Source organism: Duganella sp. HH101 (assembly GCF_001758795.1).
Lineage (GTDB): Bacteria > Pseudomonadota > Gammaproteobacteria > Burkholderiales > Burkholderiaceae_D > Rugamonas > Rugamonas rivuli.
On sequence record NZ_LRON01000017.1, the window covers coordinates 141,649 to 158,636 of the forward strand.

15 protein-coding genes, 2 tRNA genes and 1 rRNA gene are annotated in these 16,988 nt (G+C 60.1%); 9 read left to right on the plus strand and 9 right to left on the minus strand.

Annotated features, from left to right (window positions below):
* The 3 genes from DUGA2_RS23730 (at position 1) to DUGA2_RS23740 (ending at position 3,804) form a co-directional block, all read left to right on the plus strand.
* Entirely contained in the window at positions 1–567 is a 567-nt protein-coding gene (locus tag DUGA2_RS23730) for an NTP transferase domain-containing protein (RefSeq protein ID WP_070271894.1), read from the plus strand.
* 13 nt (positions 568–580) lie between these two features.
* Positions 581–2,401, plus strand: a complete 1,821-nt coding sequence (locus tag DUGA2_RS23735; RefSeq protein ID WP_070271896.1) for a M61 family metallopeptidase — start codon at positions 581–583, stop codon at positions 2,399–2,401.
* A 251-nt stretch (positions 2,402–2,652) separates the two neighbouring features.
* Positions 2,653–3,804, plus strand: a complete 1,152-nt coding sequence (locus DUGA2_RS23740; protein WP_070271920.1) for a GGDEF domain-containing protein — start codon at positions 2,653–2,655, stop codon at positions 3,802–3,804.
* On the opposite strand, the gene trpC is transcribed toward DUGA2_RS23740, so the two are convergent.
* The 7 genes from trpC to rpe all read right to left on the minus strand — a co-directional run bounded on the left by trpC (position 3,801) and on the right by rpe (position 10,014).
* Positions 3,801–4,601 (minus strand): indole-3-glycerol phosphate synthase TrpC, encoded by an 801-nt coding sequence (gene trpC / locus DUGA2_RS23745; protein WP_070271898.1) that lies wholly within the window; start codon positions 4,599–4,601, stop codon positions 3,801–3,803. The two genes, DUGA2_RS23740 and trpC, sit on opposite strands and share 4 nt — an antisense overlap.
* Before the next feature lie 7 nt (positions 4,602–4,608).
* Positions 4,609–5,274, minus strand: coding sequence for a LysE family translocator (locus DUGA2_RS23750; RefSeq protein WP_070271900.1), 666 nt, complete (start codon positions 5,272–5,274; stop codon positions 4,609–4,611).
* Positions 5,275–5,285: 11 nt separating this feature from the next.
* Positions 5,286–6,323: an anthranilate phosphoribosyltransferase gene (gene trpD / locus DUGA2_RS23755; protein WP_070271904.1), complete on the minus strand. Its 1,038-nt coding sequence runs from the start codon at positions 6,321–6,323 to the stop codon at positions 5,286–5,288.
* Positions 6,324–6,387: 64 nt separating this feature from the next.
* A complete protein-coding gene (locus DUGA2_RS23760; protein WP_070271905.1) occupies positions 6,388–6,951 on the minus strand; it encodes an aminodeoxychorismate/anthranilate synthase component II in 564 nt (187 codons plus the stop codon).
* 1 nt (position 6,952) lies between these two features.
* Complete coding sequence (gene trpE, locus DUGA2_RS23765) at positions 6,953–8,449, minus strand: anthranilate synthase component I (protein ID WP_070271906.1); 1,497 nt, start codon at positions 8,447–8,449, stop codon at positions 6,953–6,955.
* A gap of 213 nt (positions 8,450–8,662) precedes the next feature.
* Positions 8,663–9,346, minus strand: coding sequence for a phosphoglycolate phosphatase (locus DUGA2_RS23770; RefSeq protein WP_070271907.1), 684 nt, complete (start codon positions 9,344–9,346; stop codon positions 8,663–8,665).
* A gap of 2 nt (positions 9,347–9,348) precedes the next feature.
* Entirely contained in the window at positions 9,349–10,014 is a 666-nt protein-coding gene (gene rpe, locus DUGA2_RS23775) for a ribulose-phosphate 3-epimerase (RefSeq protein ID WP_070271908.1), read from the minus strand.
* Positions 10,015–10,206: 192 nt separating this feature from the next.
* Here rpe and apaG point away from each other — a divergent pair, with 192 nt between their 5' ends.
* Both apaG and DUGA2_RS23790 read left to right on the plus strand, forming a co-directional pair.
* Entirely contained in the window at positions 10,207–10,581 is a 375-nt protein-coding gene (apaG, locus tag DUGA2_RS23780; protein ID WP_008444834.1) for a Co2+/Mg2+ efflux protein ApaG, read from the plus strand.
* Between the two features lie 196 nt (positions 10,582–10,777).
* A complete protein-coding gene (locus DUGA2_RS23790; protein WP_070271910.1) occupies positions 10,778–11,956 on the plus strand; it encodes a murein transglycosylase A in 1,179 nt (392 codons plus the stop codon).
* On the opposite strand, the gene DUGA2_RS23795 is transcribed toward DUGA2_RS23790, so the two are convergent.
* Together DUGA2_RS23795 and DUGA2_RS23800 are read right to left on the minus strand one after the other, a co-directional pair.
* Positions 11,953–12,390 (minus strand): universal stress protein, encoded by a 438-nt coding sequence (locus tag DUGA2_RS23795; protein ID WP_070271911.1) that lies wholly within the window; start codon positions 12,388–12,390, stop codon positions 11,953–11,955. The two genes, DUGA2_RS23790 and DUGA2_RS23795, sit on opposite strands and share 4 nt — an antisense overlap.
* 64 nt (positions 12,391–12,454) lie before the next feature.
* Entirely contained in the window at positions 12,455–13,768 is a 1,314-nt protein-coding gene (locus DUGA2_RS23800; RefSeq protein WP_070271912.1) for an MFS transporter, read from the minus strand.
* Between the two features lie 73 nt (positions 13,769–13,841).
* Here DUGA2_RS23800 and DUGA2_RS23805 point away from each other — a divergent pair, with 73 nt between their 5' ends.
* From DUGA2_RS23805 to DUGA2_RS23820, 4 genes are all read left to right on the plus strand, one after another.
* Positions 13,842–14,618, plus strand: a complete 777-nt coding sequence (locus tag DUGA2_RS23805; protein ID WP_070271913.1) for an enoyl-CoA hydratase — start codon at positions 13,842–13,844, stop codon at positions 14,616–14,618.
* Between the two features lie 343 nt (positions 14,619–14,961).
* A 16S ribosomal RNA gene (locus tag DUGA2_RS23810) occupies positions 14,962–16,490 on the plus strand.
* A gap of 76 nt (positions 16,491–16,566) precedes the next feature.
* Positions 16,567–16,643, plus strand: a tRNA-Ile gene (locus tag DUGA2_RS23815).
* Positions 16,644–16,667: 24 nt separating this feature from the next.
* Positions 16,668–16,743, plus strand: a tRNA-Ala gene (locus DUGA2_RS23820).
* The last annotated feature ends 245 nt before the right edge of the window (positions 16,744–16,988 follow it).

Consider the following 16,988-nt stretch of genomic DNA (forward strand, 5'->3'; position numbering starts at 1 on the left):
ATGGCACTGGTAGGGATATTGTTGGCAGCCGGGCGGGGTAGGCGGTTCGACCCGTCCGGCGTACAAAACAAATTGCTGCAACCATTAAGCAGTGGCGACGCCGTGGTCGCCGCCAGTGCGAAGAATATGCTGGCCGTGGTGCCGCGCGTGGTGGCCGTGGTTCGCCCCGGCGACGACCAGGTGGCTGCGCTGCTGGGCAAGCTGGGATGCGAGGTGCGCGTCTGCGCCGATGCCGATCTGGGCATCGCCTCGTCGCTGACGGCGGCCGTCGAATACACGAAAGGTGCGGAGGGCTGGCTGGTTGGCCTGGGCGACATGCCCCATGTGCGGCCGGAGACCATGCAGGCGCTAGTCGCCACGATCACACGGGGTGCACGCATCGCGGCGCCCGTCTTTGAAGGGCGGCGCGGCAATCCGGTCGCCTTCAGCAGTTATCATTTGCCGTTGCTGCTGGCGCTGGAAGGCGACCAGGGCGCGCGCGACATATTAAAAAGCCATGCGGTGAGCGAGCTGATAGTCGACGATGTCGGCGTGGTGCGCGATATCGATACGCCTGGCGATTTGTAAAACAAGGACAGAGATGAAAAAAACGAGCAAGAACAATCCAGCGATCGCCTACAGCATCGTCGGCCACGACCTGGCCGCCCACCTGTTCCACGTCACGCTGACGGTGGATGCGCCGGCCGAAGGCGGCCAGATATTCGCGCTGCCGGCGTGGATACCGGGCAGTTACATGATCCGCGAATTCTCGCGCAACATCGTGCGCATCCGCGCCGAGTCGAACGGCCAGCCGGTGGCGTTGACCAAATTGGACAAGCACTCGTGGCAGGCCACGCCGCTGAAGGACCATGCGGCGGCGCTGACGCTGCATTACGAGGTGTATGCCTGGGATTTGTCGGTGCGCGCCGCGCATCTGGACCAGAATCACGCCTTCTACAACGGCACCAGCGTGTTCCTGCGCGTGCTGGGGCAGGAAGACCAGCCGCACGTGGTGGATATCCAGCGTCCGGCCGATGAAGCGGCCAAGACCTGGCGCGTGGCGACCTCTCTGCCGGAGCTGAAAGCGAAACGTTATGGTTTTGGCACTTACATCGCGTCCAACTACGACGAGTTGATCGACCACCCGGTGGAGCAGGGCGACTTCGCCCTGGCCACTTTCAAGGCGCACGGCATCCCGCACGACATCGTCATCAGCGGCCGCGTGCCGAACCTGGACTTGCCGCGCCTGAGCGCCGACTTGAAAAAGATCTGCGAAACCCAGATCTCCTTCTTCGAGCCGAAGTCCAGGAAAGCGCCGATGGACCGCTATGTGTTCATGACGCTGGCCGTCGGCGACGGTTACGGTGGGCTGGAGCACCGCGCATCGACGGCGCTGATCTGCGCCCGCGCCGACCTGCCGAGCACGGCGTCGGTCAGCAAAGAGATCAGCGACGGCTACCTGCAATACCTCGGCCTGTGCAGCCACGAGTATTTCCACACGTGGAATGTGAAGCGCATCAAGCCGGCGGCATTCGCGCCGTATAACCTGCAGGTCGAGAATTATTCGCCGTTGCTGTGGCTGTTCGAAGGCTTCACCAGTTATTACGACGATTTGATGCTGGTGCGCGCCGGCGTGATCGCCGAACCGGCTTATTTCAAACTGCTGGGTAAGACCATAGGTAGCGTATTGCGCGGCAGTGGCCGGACCAAGCAAAGCGTGGCGGATTCCAGTTTCGACGCCTGGGGTAAATATTATCGCCAGGATGAAAATGCGCCGAATTCCATCGTCAATTATTACACCAAGGGCTCTTTAATCGGTTTGGCGCTGGATTTGAGCATTCGCGCTAAAACCGGCGGCAAGAAATCGCTGGATGATGTGATGCGTGTTTTATGGCAGCGTTATGGCCGCGATTTCTATCAAGGCGAAGCGCGCGGCGTAACGCCGGCCGAAGTGGAGGCCATATTCGACGAAATCAGCGGCGGCCGATTCAAACCATTCTTCGATAAGTATATACGCGGCACCGAAGATTTACCGTTGGCTAAAATGCTGGCGCCATTCGGCGTTAAATACAGCGACGAGCGTAAAACCGCCAAGCCCAGCCTGGATGCCAATCTTGGAAAAGACGGCAACGATTGCAAGCTGTCCAGCGTCCATGAAAATGGCGCGGCTCATCAAGCCGGATTATCGGCCGGCGATATATTGATGGCGATCGACGGCGTGCGCGTTACTGCCGCCAATCTGGAGACGCTGCTGTCGCGTTACGGCGTTGGTTCGGAAATCGAAGTCCACGCATTCCGGCGCGACGAATTAATGACCTTCAGCGTGACATTACAAGGCGACCGGGTTCCCGGCATCAGCCTGACGCTGGACCCGGCCGGCAAGAAATCCACCGGCCCATTGCGCCCCAGCGCCGCCCGCTAAAACTCCGGGGTCAAGTCTGACATTTGGACACGAACTCAGCTGCTAAAAGCCGAGCTCGTGTCCGAATGTCAGACTTGACCCCATTTTTTTGCCGATTGCATGCTAAATATTGGCATGTACTAGCTAGATTCCGGCGCGTGTTGGTTTAATTCTACGCTGTGGTCTTGTTCTGGTTTAGAATTTGGCTGAGCTTTTTGCCAACCAGGATAGACCCGCCAGTGATACTGCTTGATCCCACCACGATTATCTTGATGTCGACGCTGATGGCTGGTGCGATGAGCGTTGTCCTCTATTCCGCCCATCTGAGCTTCCCCAGGGAGATTAAAGGTCTGGATTATTGGGCTGCGGGATTGATATTGCTGGCGCTCGGCGCTGTCTTGTTCAGCCTGCGGAACAGCACTTCGGGTCAGGCTATTATCTTGCTTTGCGCCAATTCGACGCTGATTTGGGGTGTGGGGCTGGCGATGATCGGCACCCAGAAGTTCTACGACCGCAAGCCTGCGTGGTGGTTATTCCATCTGGTTTGGGCCAGCGCGATGCTCGGTGTGGGGTATTGGCTGGTTATTCAAGCGCATTTTGCCGCACGGGTCGCTGTATTTTCTTTCCTGATCTCGATTTTCTATCTTAACCAGGTCGCCATGATATGGCGTTATGGTGAGCGTCATTTTTCGACCATATTCTTCGGCATATTAATGTTGCTGCAAACATTGGTCGTTTTAACTCGCGGCTTATTGGCGGTATTTTATGGCGGCGCCCAGGTTAATCTGACCAGCATCGGGCCATTCCAGAGTATTTACCTGGCTGCCGGCCATTTCATGGTATTGCTGCTGGCGGTGAGTTTTAAAGCTGTCGCCACACGCCGTTTGCAAACCATATTGGAGCGCCGCTCCACGCTGGATCCTCTGACCCAGGTATTAAACCGACGTGGTTTCGCCGATATTTATGCGAAGGAACACGCTTTATTAAGGCGTGAATCCACCGCGATGACGATGCTCAGCATCGATCTCGATTATTTTAAGAAGATTAATGATTGCCACGGCCACGCCACCGGCGACCGGGTGTTAGTCGATGTGGCGGCGGTGATCGGCAAGGCGCTGCGCATATCCGACCACGTGGCGCGTTTCGGCGGCGAGGAGTTTATCGTGTTGCTGCCGACCACAGGATTGGATCGCGCCCACCACATCGCCGAGCGCATCCTGCTGGCCGTGCGCGAACCCGGCCGCGATGGATTGCCCACCTACACGGTCAGCATCGGTATTGCTTGCCAGACAAGTGCCGACGAGGATCTGGACGGCATCCTGATGCGGGCGGACGAGGCGCTTTACTCAGCCAAAGAGCGCGGACGCAACCGAATCGAGATCGCGTCCATGCCGCTACCGCCGCTGCGGGCGGTGCTGGCCTAGTTGAACAGGCGCGCCAGTTCGGCGCCCGGATCCGGCGCGCGCATGAAGGCCTCGCCGACCAGGAAGGCGTGTACATTCGCCTCGCGCATGCGCTGCACGTCCGCCTGAACCATGATGCCGGACTCGGTAATCACCAGCTTTTCCGCCGGAATGCGGTCCAGCAGGCCGAGCGTGTTCTCCAGCGACACCTCGAAAGTGCGCAAATTGCGGTTATTGATGCCCAGCAGGGCGGTTTTCAGGCGCAGCGCAGCGGTCAGTTCGTCGCCGTCGTGCGTTTCCACCAGCACATCCATGCCCAGTTCGTGGGCGCAGGCTTCCATTTCCGCCATCAAGCCGTGGTCCAGCGCCGAGACGATCAGCAGGATCGCATCGGCGCCCATCGCACGCGCTTCGTAGATCTGATACATGTCGATCATGAAATCTTTCCGCAGCACCGGCAGCGTGCAGGCCGCGCGCGCCTGCTGCAGGTAAGTCACCGAACCCTGGAAGAACTGCTCGTCCGTCAGCACCGACAGGCACGAGGCGCCGTTGGCGGCGTAGCTGGCGGCAATATCGGCAGGGCGGAAGTCGGCCCGCAGCACGCCTTTCGACGGCGAAGCCTTTTTCACTTCGGTGATCACGCCGGCATGGCCTGCGGCGATTTTCGAGCGCAGGCTGGCCTCGAAGCCGCGCAGGCCGGCGCGCAGTTCGGCGTTGCTTTCCACATCGGCGCGCAGGCTGGCGAGGCTGCGGTATTTTTTAGCGGCGGCGACTTCGTCGGCTTTGACTGCGAGGATTTTGTTCAGAATGTCGGACATGATAAGCCTAAGATGAATGTTGTTCCGCCAGCGCCAGGCGCAGGCCGAGAGCCAGGAACAGGCCGCCCGTCACGCGGTTCAGCCACAGCGCCACCAGCGGCTTGACCTTCAGGCGAGCGCTGGCGAAAGCGGTGAAGACGGCCAGGCCGTTACACCACAACATACCGTTGAAATTGAAAATGCAGCCCAGGACGATGAACGCCAGCGGCTTGCTGCTGGAGTCTGCCGAAATAAACTGCGGCACGAACGCCAGGAAGAACAAGGCCACTTTCGGGTTCAGCACATTGGTCAGGAAACCCTGGAAGAAGATTTTACGATACGCCAGCGGCTGGGCCGCAACGCGTGCGGCCGTTTCGGCGGCCGCCGCGTCGTCGGCATCCGCCCGCAGCTTCGCGCGCAGCATGCCGATGCCGACATAGACGATGTACGCAGCACCGATCCACTTGACCACCGTGAACGCGGCGGCGGACGTAGCCAGCAGCGCCGACAAGCCCAGCGCCGCAGCGAAAATGTGGATCATGGTGCCGGCGCCGATGCCCAGCGCGGCGGCCGAACCTGCGCGCCAGCCCTGGGTGGCGCTGCGCGTCATGATCAGCAGCGAGTCGGGACCGGGCATGATGTTGAGCAGCAGCCCGGAGATTACAAACAGCGTCAGATCGTGGATGCCGAACATGCTGGCCTCCCTTAATTGCTGTTGCCGAGGCTTTGCGTGACCTGCACGAACTGCTCGACCTTGCGCATCGCACCGCCGGAGGTGATGGCCGCGCGCGCGCGCGCCAGGCCGTCCTCGATCGAGCTGGCCACGCCGGCCGCGTACAGCGCCGTGCCCGCGTTGAGCGCCACGATATCGTAGGCCGCGCCGGGTTCGCCGCGCAGCGCTTCCATCATCTTGGCTTTCGATTCGACCGAGTCGGCCACCTTCAGGTTGCGGCTGGCGATCATCTGCAGGCCGAAGTCTTCCGGATGGATTTCGTATTCGCGGATTTCGCCGTTCACCAGTTCGCCGACCAGGGTGGCGGCGCCGAGCGAGACTTCATCCATATTGTCGCGGCCATAGACCACGATGGCATGCTGTGCGCCCAGGCGCTGCAGCACGCGCACCTGGATACCCACCAGGTCGGCGTGGAACACGCCCATCAAAATATTCGGTGCGCCGGCCGGATTGGTCAGCGGTCCCAGGATGTTGAAGATGGTGCGTACGCCCAGCTCGCGGCGCACAGGCGCCGCATGCTTCATCGCCGCGTGGTGGTTGGGCGCGAACATGAAGCCGATGCCGGTCTGCGCGATCGACTGCGCGATCTGCTCGGGCTTCAGGTTGATGTTGGCGCCCAGCGATTCGATCACGTCGGCGCTGCCGGACGACGACGACACACTGCGGCCGCCGTGCTTGGCCACGCGCGCGCCGGCCGCCGCGGCGACGAACATCGAAGCGGTGGAGATGTTGAAGGTATGCGCGCCGTCGCCGCCGGTGCCGACGATGTCGAGCAGGCCGGTGGTGTCGGCCATCGGCACCTTGGTGGAGAACTCGCGCATCACTTGCGCGGCGGCGGCGATTTCGCCGATGGTTTCTTTTTTCACGCGCAGGCCCATGGTCAGGGCGGCGATCATGGTCGGCGACATTTCGCCGGACATGATCTGGCGGAACAGGTGCAGCATCTCGTCGTGGAAAATCTCGCGGTGTTCGATGCAGCGCAGCAGTGCTTCTTGATGGGTGATAGGCATGGCTATTCCTTCTCTGAATTTTGGCATGGGCGCGCGCGGTGCGCGCCGGGACGAACAGCGCTGGTCAGCGGACCAGGAAGTTCTTCAACAGTGCGTGACCGTGTTCCGACAGGATGGACTCGGGGTGGAACTGCACGCCCTCGATGTCGTATTCCTTGTGGCGCACGCCCATGATTTCACCGTCGTCGGTCCATGCCGTCACTTCCAGGCAGGACGGCAGCGAGCTGCGCTCGATGGCCAACGAGTGATAACGGATCACTGTGAAAGGCGAGGGGAGGTTTTTGAAAACGCCCACGCCCGTATGCGCAATTAAAGAAGTTTTGCCATGCATGACCTGCTTTGCGCGTATGACCTTGCCGCCGAACGCTTCGCCGATGGCCTGGTGGCCCAGGCACACGCCCAGTATCGGCTTCTTGCCGGCGAAGTGCTTGAGCACTTCGACCGAGATGCCGGCTTGCGCCGGATCTTTCGGACCTGGCGATATGCAGATGTGGTCCGGGTTCAGCGCTTCGATTTCCGCGATCGTGATTTCGTCGTTGCGGAACACGCGCACATCTTCACCCAGCTCGCCGAAGTACTGCACGATGTTGTAGGTGAAGGAGTCGTAGTTGTCGATCATTAGCAGCATCTCAGAACTCCCCATCCAGGCCATCTTGCACTTGTTCGGCGGCGCGCAGCACGGCGCGCGCCTTGTTTTCGGTTTCCTGCCATTCCATCTCGGCGACCGAGTCGGCGACGATGCCGGCGGCGGCCTGCACGTACAGCATGCCGTCCTTGATCACGCCGGTGCGGATCGCGATCGCCACGTCCATCTCGCCGCCGAAGGACAGATAGCCGCAGGCGCCGCCGTAGATGCCGCGCTTGGAGATTTCCAGTTCGTCGATCACTTCCATCGCCCGTACTTTCGGCGCGCCGGTCAGCGTGCCGGCCGGGAAGGTGGCGCGCAGCACGTCCAGGTTGGACAGGCCCGATTTCAGCTTGCCTTCCACATTCGAGACGATGTGCTGCACATGCGAGTATTTTTCGATGACCAGGCGGTCGGTGACTTTGACGCTGCCGGTTTCGGAGATGCGGCCCAGGTCATTGCGCGCCAGGTCGATCAGCATCACGTGTTCGGCGATCTCTTTCGGATCGGCCAGCAGTTCCTTGGCCAGTTCGGCGTCGCGCTCCGGCGTCGAGCCGCGCGGGCGGGTGCCGGCGATAGGACGCAGCGTGACTTTTTTCTCGCCGTCGGGCAGCGTCTCGTTGCGGACCAGGATCTCCGGCGAGGCGCCGATGATCTGCATGTCGCCGAAATTGTAGAAGTACATATACGGCGACGGATTGAGCGAACGCAGCGCGCGGTACAGCGTCAGCGGCGAATCGACATACGGCTTGCGCAGGCGCTGGCCGATCTGCACCTGCATCAAGTCGCCGGCCATCACATATTCATGCGCCTTGGCGACGGCCTTCAGGTATTGCTCTTTCGGGAAGTCGCGCGTGATCTCGGTGCGCACCGAGGCGCTGGTTACAGGCGCATCGACGCCGCGGCGCAACAGCATGCGCAGGTCTTTCAGGCGCTGGCGCGCTTTGGAATACGATTCCGGCTGCGTGGTGTCGGCGTAGACGATCAGGTACAGCTTGCCGGAGAGGTTGTCGATGACGGCCAGTTCCTCCGTCACCATCAGCTGGATGTCGGGCAGGCCCAGGTCGTCCTTCGGCTGGGTGTGGGCCAGCGTTTTTTCGATGTGGCGCACGGTGTCGTAGCCGAAGTAGCCGGCCAGGCCGCCGCAGAAGCGCGGCATGCCGGGACGCAGCGCGACCTTGAAACGCTTCTGGTAAGTCTCGATGAATTCGAGCGGATTGCCTTCGTGGGTCTCGATCACTTCGCCGTTCTTGACGATTTCGGTGCGCGTGCCGAAGTTGCGCAGCACGGTCGTCGCCGGCAGGCCGATGAAGGAGAAGCGGCCGAAACGCTCGCCGCCCACCACCGATTCAAGCAGGAAGGTGTTCTTGCCGCCGTTCTGGGCCTGGGCCAGTTTCAGATATAGCGTGAGCGGGGTTTCGAGATCGGCGAAAGCTTCGGCGATCAGTGGAACGCGGTTATAGCCGTCGGTGGCCAACGATTTGAATTCGAATTCGGTCATGTCTTCTCTCCATGCCGCCAAGGGAGTGGGTGTGGGTTTGGCGGTGGTTTGTCAAAAAACCTGTCGGGTGCGCGTGCACGAACGACAGCAATCAGTTTGGCTGAGTTTGCCAGGATTGCCAGCGTCGCCAAAGCCAGGCCTCAATCGAGCCGGTTTGGGAGACAGTGTGTTTTTTGGTGAGGGACATTTTGGGCAGGTTAGTTCAGCTAAGGGTTAGTTTTGCGAACGAATCAAGCGAGATACTTCTAACAATGTGGCTACTATACCATCGGAATCGGTTTTGTGTATAGCTTCTCCGTGATTATATCCGTAAGGGACCATCAACACCGGGCAACCCGCTGCCCGTGCGGCTTGCGCGTCGTTCGAGGAGTCGCCGACAGCCACCACCTGGGCCGGCGCCAGGCCGAAATCGGCGCACACCGTTTGCAGCGGCAGCGGGTCGGGTTTCTTGCGCGGCAGCGAGTCGCCGCCGTAGACCACGTCGAAAAAACCGTCCAGGCCTTTCAGCTTGAGCAGCGGCGTGGTGAAGGCGATCGGCTTGTTGGTCACGCAGGCCAGGCGCAGGCCTTGCGCCTTCAGCGCCGTCAGGCCTTCGATCACGTCCGGATACAGGGCGCTGAAGTTGCCGTTGATGCTCAGGTAGTGGCGCTGGTAGGCGTCCATCGCGGCCTCGAAGTGCGCTTCGACGCGGGCCGCGTCCCAGTCCAGCCCCAGTACGGAGCGGATCAGGTTTTCGGAGCCTTTGCCGACCATCAGCGCGATCTGGTGTTGCGTGATCGGCGCCAGGCCCAGCTCCGCGCGCATGCCGTTGATCGCGACATGGAAGTCGGGAATCGTGTCCAGCATGGTGCCGTCGAGGTCGATGATTGCGGCGCGTACGCCTGCCAGCACGCCCATGCTTACACCGTCGCCAGCTGGGTGCGCATGGCGTCGATGACGGCCTTGTAGTCCGGTTTGCCGAAGATGGCGGAGCCGGCCACGAAGGTGTCCGCGCCTGCCGCCGCTGCGGCGGCGATGTTGTCGATCTTGATGCCGCCGTCCACTTCCAGCAGGATGTCGCGGCCGGATTCGTCGATCAGGCGGCGCGCTTCGGCGATCTTCTTCAGCGCTTGCGGGATGAAGGACTGGCCGCCGAAGCCCGGGTTGACGGACATGATCAGGATCATGTCGATCTTGTCCATCACGTGTTCCAGGTAGCTCAGCGGCGTGCCCGGGTTGAACACCAGGCCGGCCTTGCAGCCGTGGTCGCGGATCAGCTGCAGCGAACGGTCGATGTGGTCCGACGCTTCCGGGTGGAAGGTGATGATGTTGGCGCCAGCCTTGGCGAAGTCGGGGATGATGCGGTCGACCGGCTTGACCATCAGGTGCACGTCGATCGGCACTTGCACATGCGGGCGGATCGCTTCGCACACCAGCGGGCCGATGGTCAGGTTGGGAACGTAATGGTTGTCCATCACGTCAAAGTGGATGATGTCCGCGCCGGCGGTGACGACGTTGCGGACCTCTTCACCCAGGCGGGCGAAATCGGCGGACAGGATGCTGGGAGCGATGCGGAATGTGGTCATGGCGGTGGGCTGGCTGTAAAAAAGATGCGCTATTTTACGCTGCCCGGCGCGACTGTACCGATTTTGCGCCTGTTTTCAGCCGCGCCGTCCTTGCATACGGGGCGGATTTGCGGTGCAATGGGGGCCTGACGATATACAATCGCCAATTTTGTCCAGAGCGATGACGTTTTTACTAAGCCTTAAGGAATTTTGATGGCCACTTACGAATTTACTGTGTCGGTCAGAACTCAGTACCTGCCAGATCAGTCGGACCCGGAACGCACCAACTTCGTGTTCACCTACTCGATCACGATCAAGAACACCGGCACGGTGGCTGCGCAGCTGATCTCACGCCACTGGGTCATCACCGACGCCAACAATCACGTCGAAGAAGTGCGCGGGCTGGGCGTGGTCGGCCATCAGCCGCTGCTGCAACCCGGCGAGCATTTCGAATACACCAGCGGCACCGCGCTGCAAACCCAGCAAGGCTCGATGGTCGGCGAATACTTCTGCGTGGCCGAGGACGGCCATCAGTTCGAAGCGAAGATACCGGAGTTCGTGCTGTCGCTGCCGCGCACGCTGCATTGATTACTCGGGCTCGTTTTCCCTGGATGGCGGGGGCAGCTTTTTAGCCTTGCCTTTGCCTTGGTACATGGTCCACCAGACGATGAACACCAGCAGGAAAAACGCCACGCATGCTTCTATCATTAATACCCACATAGCTATCCTTATGTCATTAACACGCCGTAGTCTACTCGTTCCGTTGAGCGTCGTCGCGCTTTCCATGGCCGCCTGCACCACCACGCCGCTGCCGCCGGACAAGGCGCCAGCGCCCACGGTGACGCCGCAACCTGTGCCGGTCGTGCCGCCGGTGCACCCTGTGCCGCCGACGCCGGCGCCTGTGCCGCCCAAGCCAGCCGCGCTGCAAATGGTGCCGACCACCTTCGCATCGTTGCCGGGCTGGGACAAGGACGATGTGCGCGCGGCCTGGCCGGCGTTCATGTCCTCGTGCTCGGTACTTGTCAAGCAGCCGAACTGGAAGGAGTCGTGCACCATCGCGCGCAGCGTCAACGGCAGCGACGACAAGGCCATCCGCACCTTCTTCGAAGCCTTCATGGAGCCTAACCAGGTGATCGCGCCGGATGGCGCCACCGACGGCCTCGTCACCGGCTACTACGAGCCGCTGCTGCGCGGCGCGCGCAAAAAGGGCGGGCCGTATCAGACACCGCTATATAAGGTGCCGGAAGATATGCTGACCGTCGACCTGGCCAGCGTGTATCCGGAACTGAAGGGCATGCGCCTGCGCGGCAAGCTGGTCGGCAAGAAGGTGGTGCCGTATGCGACCCGCGCCGATATCGAGAAGGCCGACTTCAGCGGCAAGGAGCTGCTGTGGGTGGACGATCCGGTGGAATCCTTCTTCCTGCAGGTGCAAGGCTCGGGCCGGGTGCAGCTGACCGACAGCCAGGAAACCGTGCGCGTGGCTTATGCTGACCAGAACGGCCATCCGTATAAATCCATCGGCAAATATCTGGTGGAGAAGGGCGAGCTGACGCTGGAACAGGCATCGGCGCAGGGCATCAAGGCGTGGATCGCCGGCCACCCTACGCGCATACAGGAGCTGTTCAATGTGAATCCGAGCTACGTGTTCTTCAAGGAGGAGCGCCTGCCGGATCCGAAGGTGGGGCCCAAGGGCGCGCTGGGCGTGCCGTTGACGCCTTCGCGTTCGGTGGCGATCGACGCGTCGCAGCTGCCGCTGGGCGCGCCGGTATTCCTGTCGACCAGCATGCCGAACAGCGATATCCCGCTGCAGCGGCTGGTGATGGCGCAGGATACGGGCGGCGCCATCCGTGGCGCGATCCGTGTCGACTACTTCTTCGGCTTCGGCACGGAGGCGTCGGAGAATGCGGGGCGCATGAAGCAGCGCGGCAATGTCTGGGTGCTGCTGCCGAAGCAGCCGCTTTAACGCAAGACCATCACGGGCAGCGTGGTGTGGGCGAGTACCTTCTGCGTCTCGCTGCCCAGGAACAGCCGGTTCAGGCCGCGCCGTCCGTGCGACGCCATCATGATGATGTCGCATTCATACTTCTTCGCCGCCTCGACGATTTCCTCGTAGGGGCTGGGCGACATCGTAATCACTCCCTCGAATGGAATATCGGCCGCGCGCGCGGCGACGGCCACCTTTTCAATGTGGTGCTTGGCCGCGTTCTGCATCTGCGCGGCGAACTGGCCGGAATCGATGACCGCGCCGCTGTCGCCCATGGACGCAAACGCTAGCGGTGTAATCACCGTGACGGCGACGATGCGGGCATGATGGAGCTGGGCGAACTGCACCGCCATCGCGGTCGCTTTGTCGGATAGCTCCGAGCCGTCGGTGGGCAGCAGGATGGATTTGAACATGGCGCACTCCAATGAATGGGACACTGAATCCAGCCTAATGTTTTAGGCGGATAAGCGGCGCACGTTAGGAAGCGGCCGGCGCCGCCTGTTGCGGCATGCTGCGCATCGATGCCCACATCGCCGCCGTCAACACGATGCCGCCCACCGCCACACAGGCCATGCCGGTGCGGATGCTGAAGTGTTCGCCGATGTAGCCGGCCGCCAGCGCGCCGACGGGCGCCGTCGCCACCGTCAGGAAGCGCATCGTCGAGACCATGCGGCCCAGGTAGGCGTCCGGCGTGACTTTCTGGCGCATCGTCATGTAGGGCATAAAGAACAGCATCACGCCGCAATCGAGGAACAGCGACAGGCTGCCGCAGGCCACCGCGCTGGCGGTGGGGCTGCCGAACAGATTGGCGGGTATCATCGGCATGGCCGCGAACGCGAACGCTGTCAGGCCTATGCCGATCAGCATGGTGACGCTGGCGCCGAAGCGGGTGGTCAGGGGTTTGAGCAGCAGGGAGCTGAGCAGCACGCCGATGCCGCCTATCATCTGCGCCGCACCCAGCATGCCGGCCGTCATGCCGAGCTCGCGCGTGGCGAACAGCACGCTGAGCGCGGCAAAGCCATAGAACAGCATGTGCCACACGCCAGCGCCCCAGGCCAGCGTGCGCAGCAGCGGCTGGCCCCAGATGAACAGCAGGCCATCGTGTATGTCGCGCAGCGGGTGCTTGTTGGATGGCGCGGGCTTGGGATCGGTGGCTTTCAGGTTGCGCAGCAGCAGGATCGAGACCACGAAGCCGATGGCGTTGAGCAGCACCGCGAACGGCGCGGTCAGCCATTGGATCAGCACGCCGGCCACGCCGGGGGCGATCAGCCGCGCGGCCGAATCGGTGGCGGCGAACTTCGATTGCGCATCGGTCAGGCGGTCGCGCCCGATCAGGTTGGTGAGGAAGATCTGCTCCGCGCCGCCGCCCACCACCGAACAGGCGCCGCTGATAAAGGAGACGACATACATCCATTCGATGGACAGCAAGCCCAGCCAGTAAGCCAGCGGGATGCTGCCCAGCGTCAGCGCCATGACGGCCTTGCTGCCTAATAGTACGGGCAGTTTGCGATTGCGGTCGAGGAAGACGCCGGCGGGCAGGGCCAGCAGCGCGAAAGGAATCGCGGCCGACGCGCCCAGCATGCCCATTTGCGACGGCGTCGCGTGCAGCAGCAGCACCGAGCATAGCGGCAGGGCCAGCGCGCTGATGTAACTGCCGAAGCCATTGAGGATGGCGCTGGACCAGTAACGCATGAAGTCGCCGTTGCGCAGCAGGGCGTCGTTGTCCAGCTTGTTGCTCAGGTGGCGGCGGAAGGCGGTAAAAATAGGAAGCTCTTTAAAGCAGGTTGCCAAGTTTCAATGATACCAGCGCGGGAGTTAGGCGCTACAATCCTCACGGAATATTCCACCGTGAAGGAGACACCTTATGCAATATGAAGATCTGATCGTTGAAGTGCACGACAAAGTTGCCCTGATCCGCTTGAACCGTCCGAAGGCGCTGAACGCGCTGAACGACCGCATGATGAACGAGCTGGGCGATGCCTTATATAAGTTCGACGCCGATCCAGCCATCGGCTGCATCGTGCTGACCGGCAGCGAGAAGGCCTTCGCCGCCGGCGCGGATATCGCCGCCATGGCGGACTACACTTATGTGGATACTTATCGCGACAACTACATCACCCGCAACTGGGAGCACATCCTGCGCATCCGCAAGCCGGTGGTGGGCGCCGTGGCCGGCTACGTGCTGGGCGGCGGCTGCGAGCTGGCGATGATGTGCGATTTCCTGATCGCCGCGGATACGGCCAAGTTCGGCCAGCCGGAAATCAAGGTTGGCGTCACGCCTGGCGCCGGCGGCACGCAGCGTCTGCCGCGCACCATAGGCAAGGCCAAGGCCATGGATATGTTGCTGACCGCCCGCACCATCGATGCGGTGGAGGCGGAACGCATCGGCCTGGTGTCGCGCGTGGTGCCTGCCGATAAGCTGATCGAAGAAGTGCTGACCGCGGCGAAGCAGATCGCGTCGATGCCGACGTCGGTGGCAATGATGATCAAGGACTCCGTCAACCGCGCCTTCGAAACCACGCTGACGGAAGGTGTCAATTATGAACGCCGCCTGTTCCAGTCTGCCTTTGGTACGCCTGCGCAAAAAGAAGGCATGCACGCTTTCCTCGAAAAGCGCTTGCCAAACTTCGACGGCCTTTGATATAGTTCGCCTCCCCGCAAAACGGCACACGCAAATGTGAAGTGAGCGGGGAAAAAAGAAGGGGTTGACGAAACGATCTAAACGCTTCATACTCTTTCTTCTTCGCTGACGGACACAACGCTCCGCAGCAAGCAGTACCGAATAAAGTTCTTTAAAAATTAACAGTCGATAAGTGTGGACGTTTGATGGAAGTGCACAGCAGGCTAGTCCTGCTGATACTTAAAATATCAAATGTTCACAAGAAGTAATGAAATAGGCGCTACGAAAGTAGTGGCCTGTCAGTATTTTGAGTGAGCGACCCGTGAGCAATCACGGTGCCAGAAATGGCAAATAAACAGAGATTAAACTGAAGAGTTTGATCCTGGCTCAGATTGAACGCTGGCGGCATGCCTTACACATGCAAGTCGAACGGCAGCGCGGGGCAACCTGGCGGCGAGTGGCGAACGGGTGAGTAATATATCGGAACGTACCCTGGAGTGGGGGATAACGTAGCGAAAGTTACGCTAATACCGCATACGATCTAAGGATGAAAGTGGGGGATCGCAAGACCTCATGCTCCTGGAGCGGCCGATATCTGATTAGCTAGTTGGTAGGGTAAAAGCCTACCAAGGCATCGATCAGTAGCTGGTCTGAGAGGACGACCAGCCACACTGGAACTGAGACACGGTCCAGACTCCTACGGGAGGCAGCAGTGGGGAATTTTGGACAATGGGCGCAAGCCTGATCCAGCAATGCCGCGTGAGTGAAGAAGGCCTTCGGGTTGTAAAGCTCTTTTGTCAGGGAAGAAACGGTGAGCTCTAATACAGTTTGCTAATGACGGTACCTGAAGAATAAGCACCGGCTAACTACGTGCCAGCAGCCGCGGTAATACGTAGGGTGCAAGCGTTAATCGGAATTACTGGGCGTAAAGCGTGCGCAGGCGGTTTTGTAAGTCTGTCGTGAAATCCCCGGGCTCAACCTGGGAATGGCGATGGAGACTGCAAGGCTAGAGTTTGGCAGAGGGGGGTAGAATTCCACGTGTAGCAGTGAAATGCGTAGATATGTGGAGGAACACCGATGGCGAAGGCAGCCCCCTGGGTCAAAACTGACGCTCATGCACGAAAGCGTGGGGAGCAAACAGGATTAGATACCCTGGTAGTCCACGCCCTAAACGATGTCTACTAGTTGTCGGGTCTTAATTGACTTGGTAACGCAGCTAACGCGTGAAGTAGACCGCCTGGGGAGTACGGTCGCAAGATTAAAACTCAAAGGAATTGACGGGGACCCGCACAAGCGGTGGATGATGTGGATTAATTCGATGCAACGCGAAAAACCTTACCTACCCTTGACATGGCTGGAATCCCTGAGAGATTGGGGAGTGCTCGAAAGAGAACCAGTACACAGGTGCTGCATGGCTGTCGTCAGCTCGTGTCGTGAGATGTTGGGTTAAGTCCCGCAACGAGCGCAACCCTTGTCATTAGTTGCTACGAAAGAGCACTCTAATGAGACTGCCGGTGACAAACCGGAGGAAGGTGGGGATGACGTCAAGTCCTCATGGCCCTTATGGGTAGGGCTTCACACGTCATACAATGGTACATACAGAGGGCCGCCAACCCGCGAGGGGGAGCTAATCCCAGAAAGTGTATCGTAGTCCGGATTGTAGTCTGCAACTCGACTGCATGAAGTTGGAATCGCTAGTAATCGCGGATCAGCATGTCGCGGTGAATACGTTCCCGGGTCTTGTACACACCGCCCGTCACACCATGGGAGCGGGTTTTACCAGAAGTAGGTAGCTTAACCGTAAGGAGGGCGCTTACCACGGTAGGATTCGTGACTGGGGTGAAGTCGTAACAAGGTAGCCGTATCGGAAGGTGCGGCTGGATCACCTCCTTTCTAGAGTAGCACTGGTCTTCGGACTACTCATCAAGCGTTCACACTTATCGACTGTCAATATTAAAGAACAGCATTTGGGGCTGTAGCTCAGCTGGTTAGAGCACCGTGTTGATAACGCGGGGGTCGTTGGTTCGAGTCCAACCAGCCCTACCAGTTTCTGCCTTGTAGTAAATCTCAGGGGGATTAGCTCAGCTGGGAGAGCACCTGCTTTGCAAGCAGGGGGTCGTCGGTTCGATCCCGTCATCCTCCACCAAAAGTTCAAACGTAAGTCAGCCAATAAGTGGTTGCGATTTAGGTTTGATCTTTTAGAGATCAAGTGCTGTACGTTCTTTAACAATCTGGAAGAAGTAAGTAAATTTTTATTGATCGTTTTGCGGTAAAACGCAAGACGATGGGTAATGATTGTATGTATCAACAAACGCAACAACGTAGTACTTCTTATTCCTATAAACGCTCCTTGTTTAGTCGCAGGGGCTAACGTTATAGGGACAAGTGAAT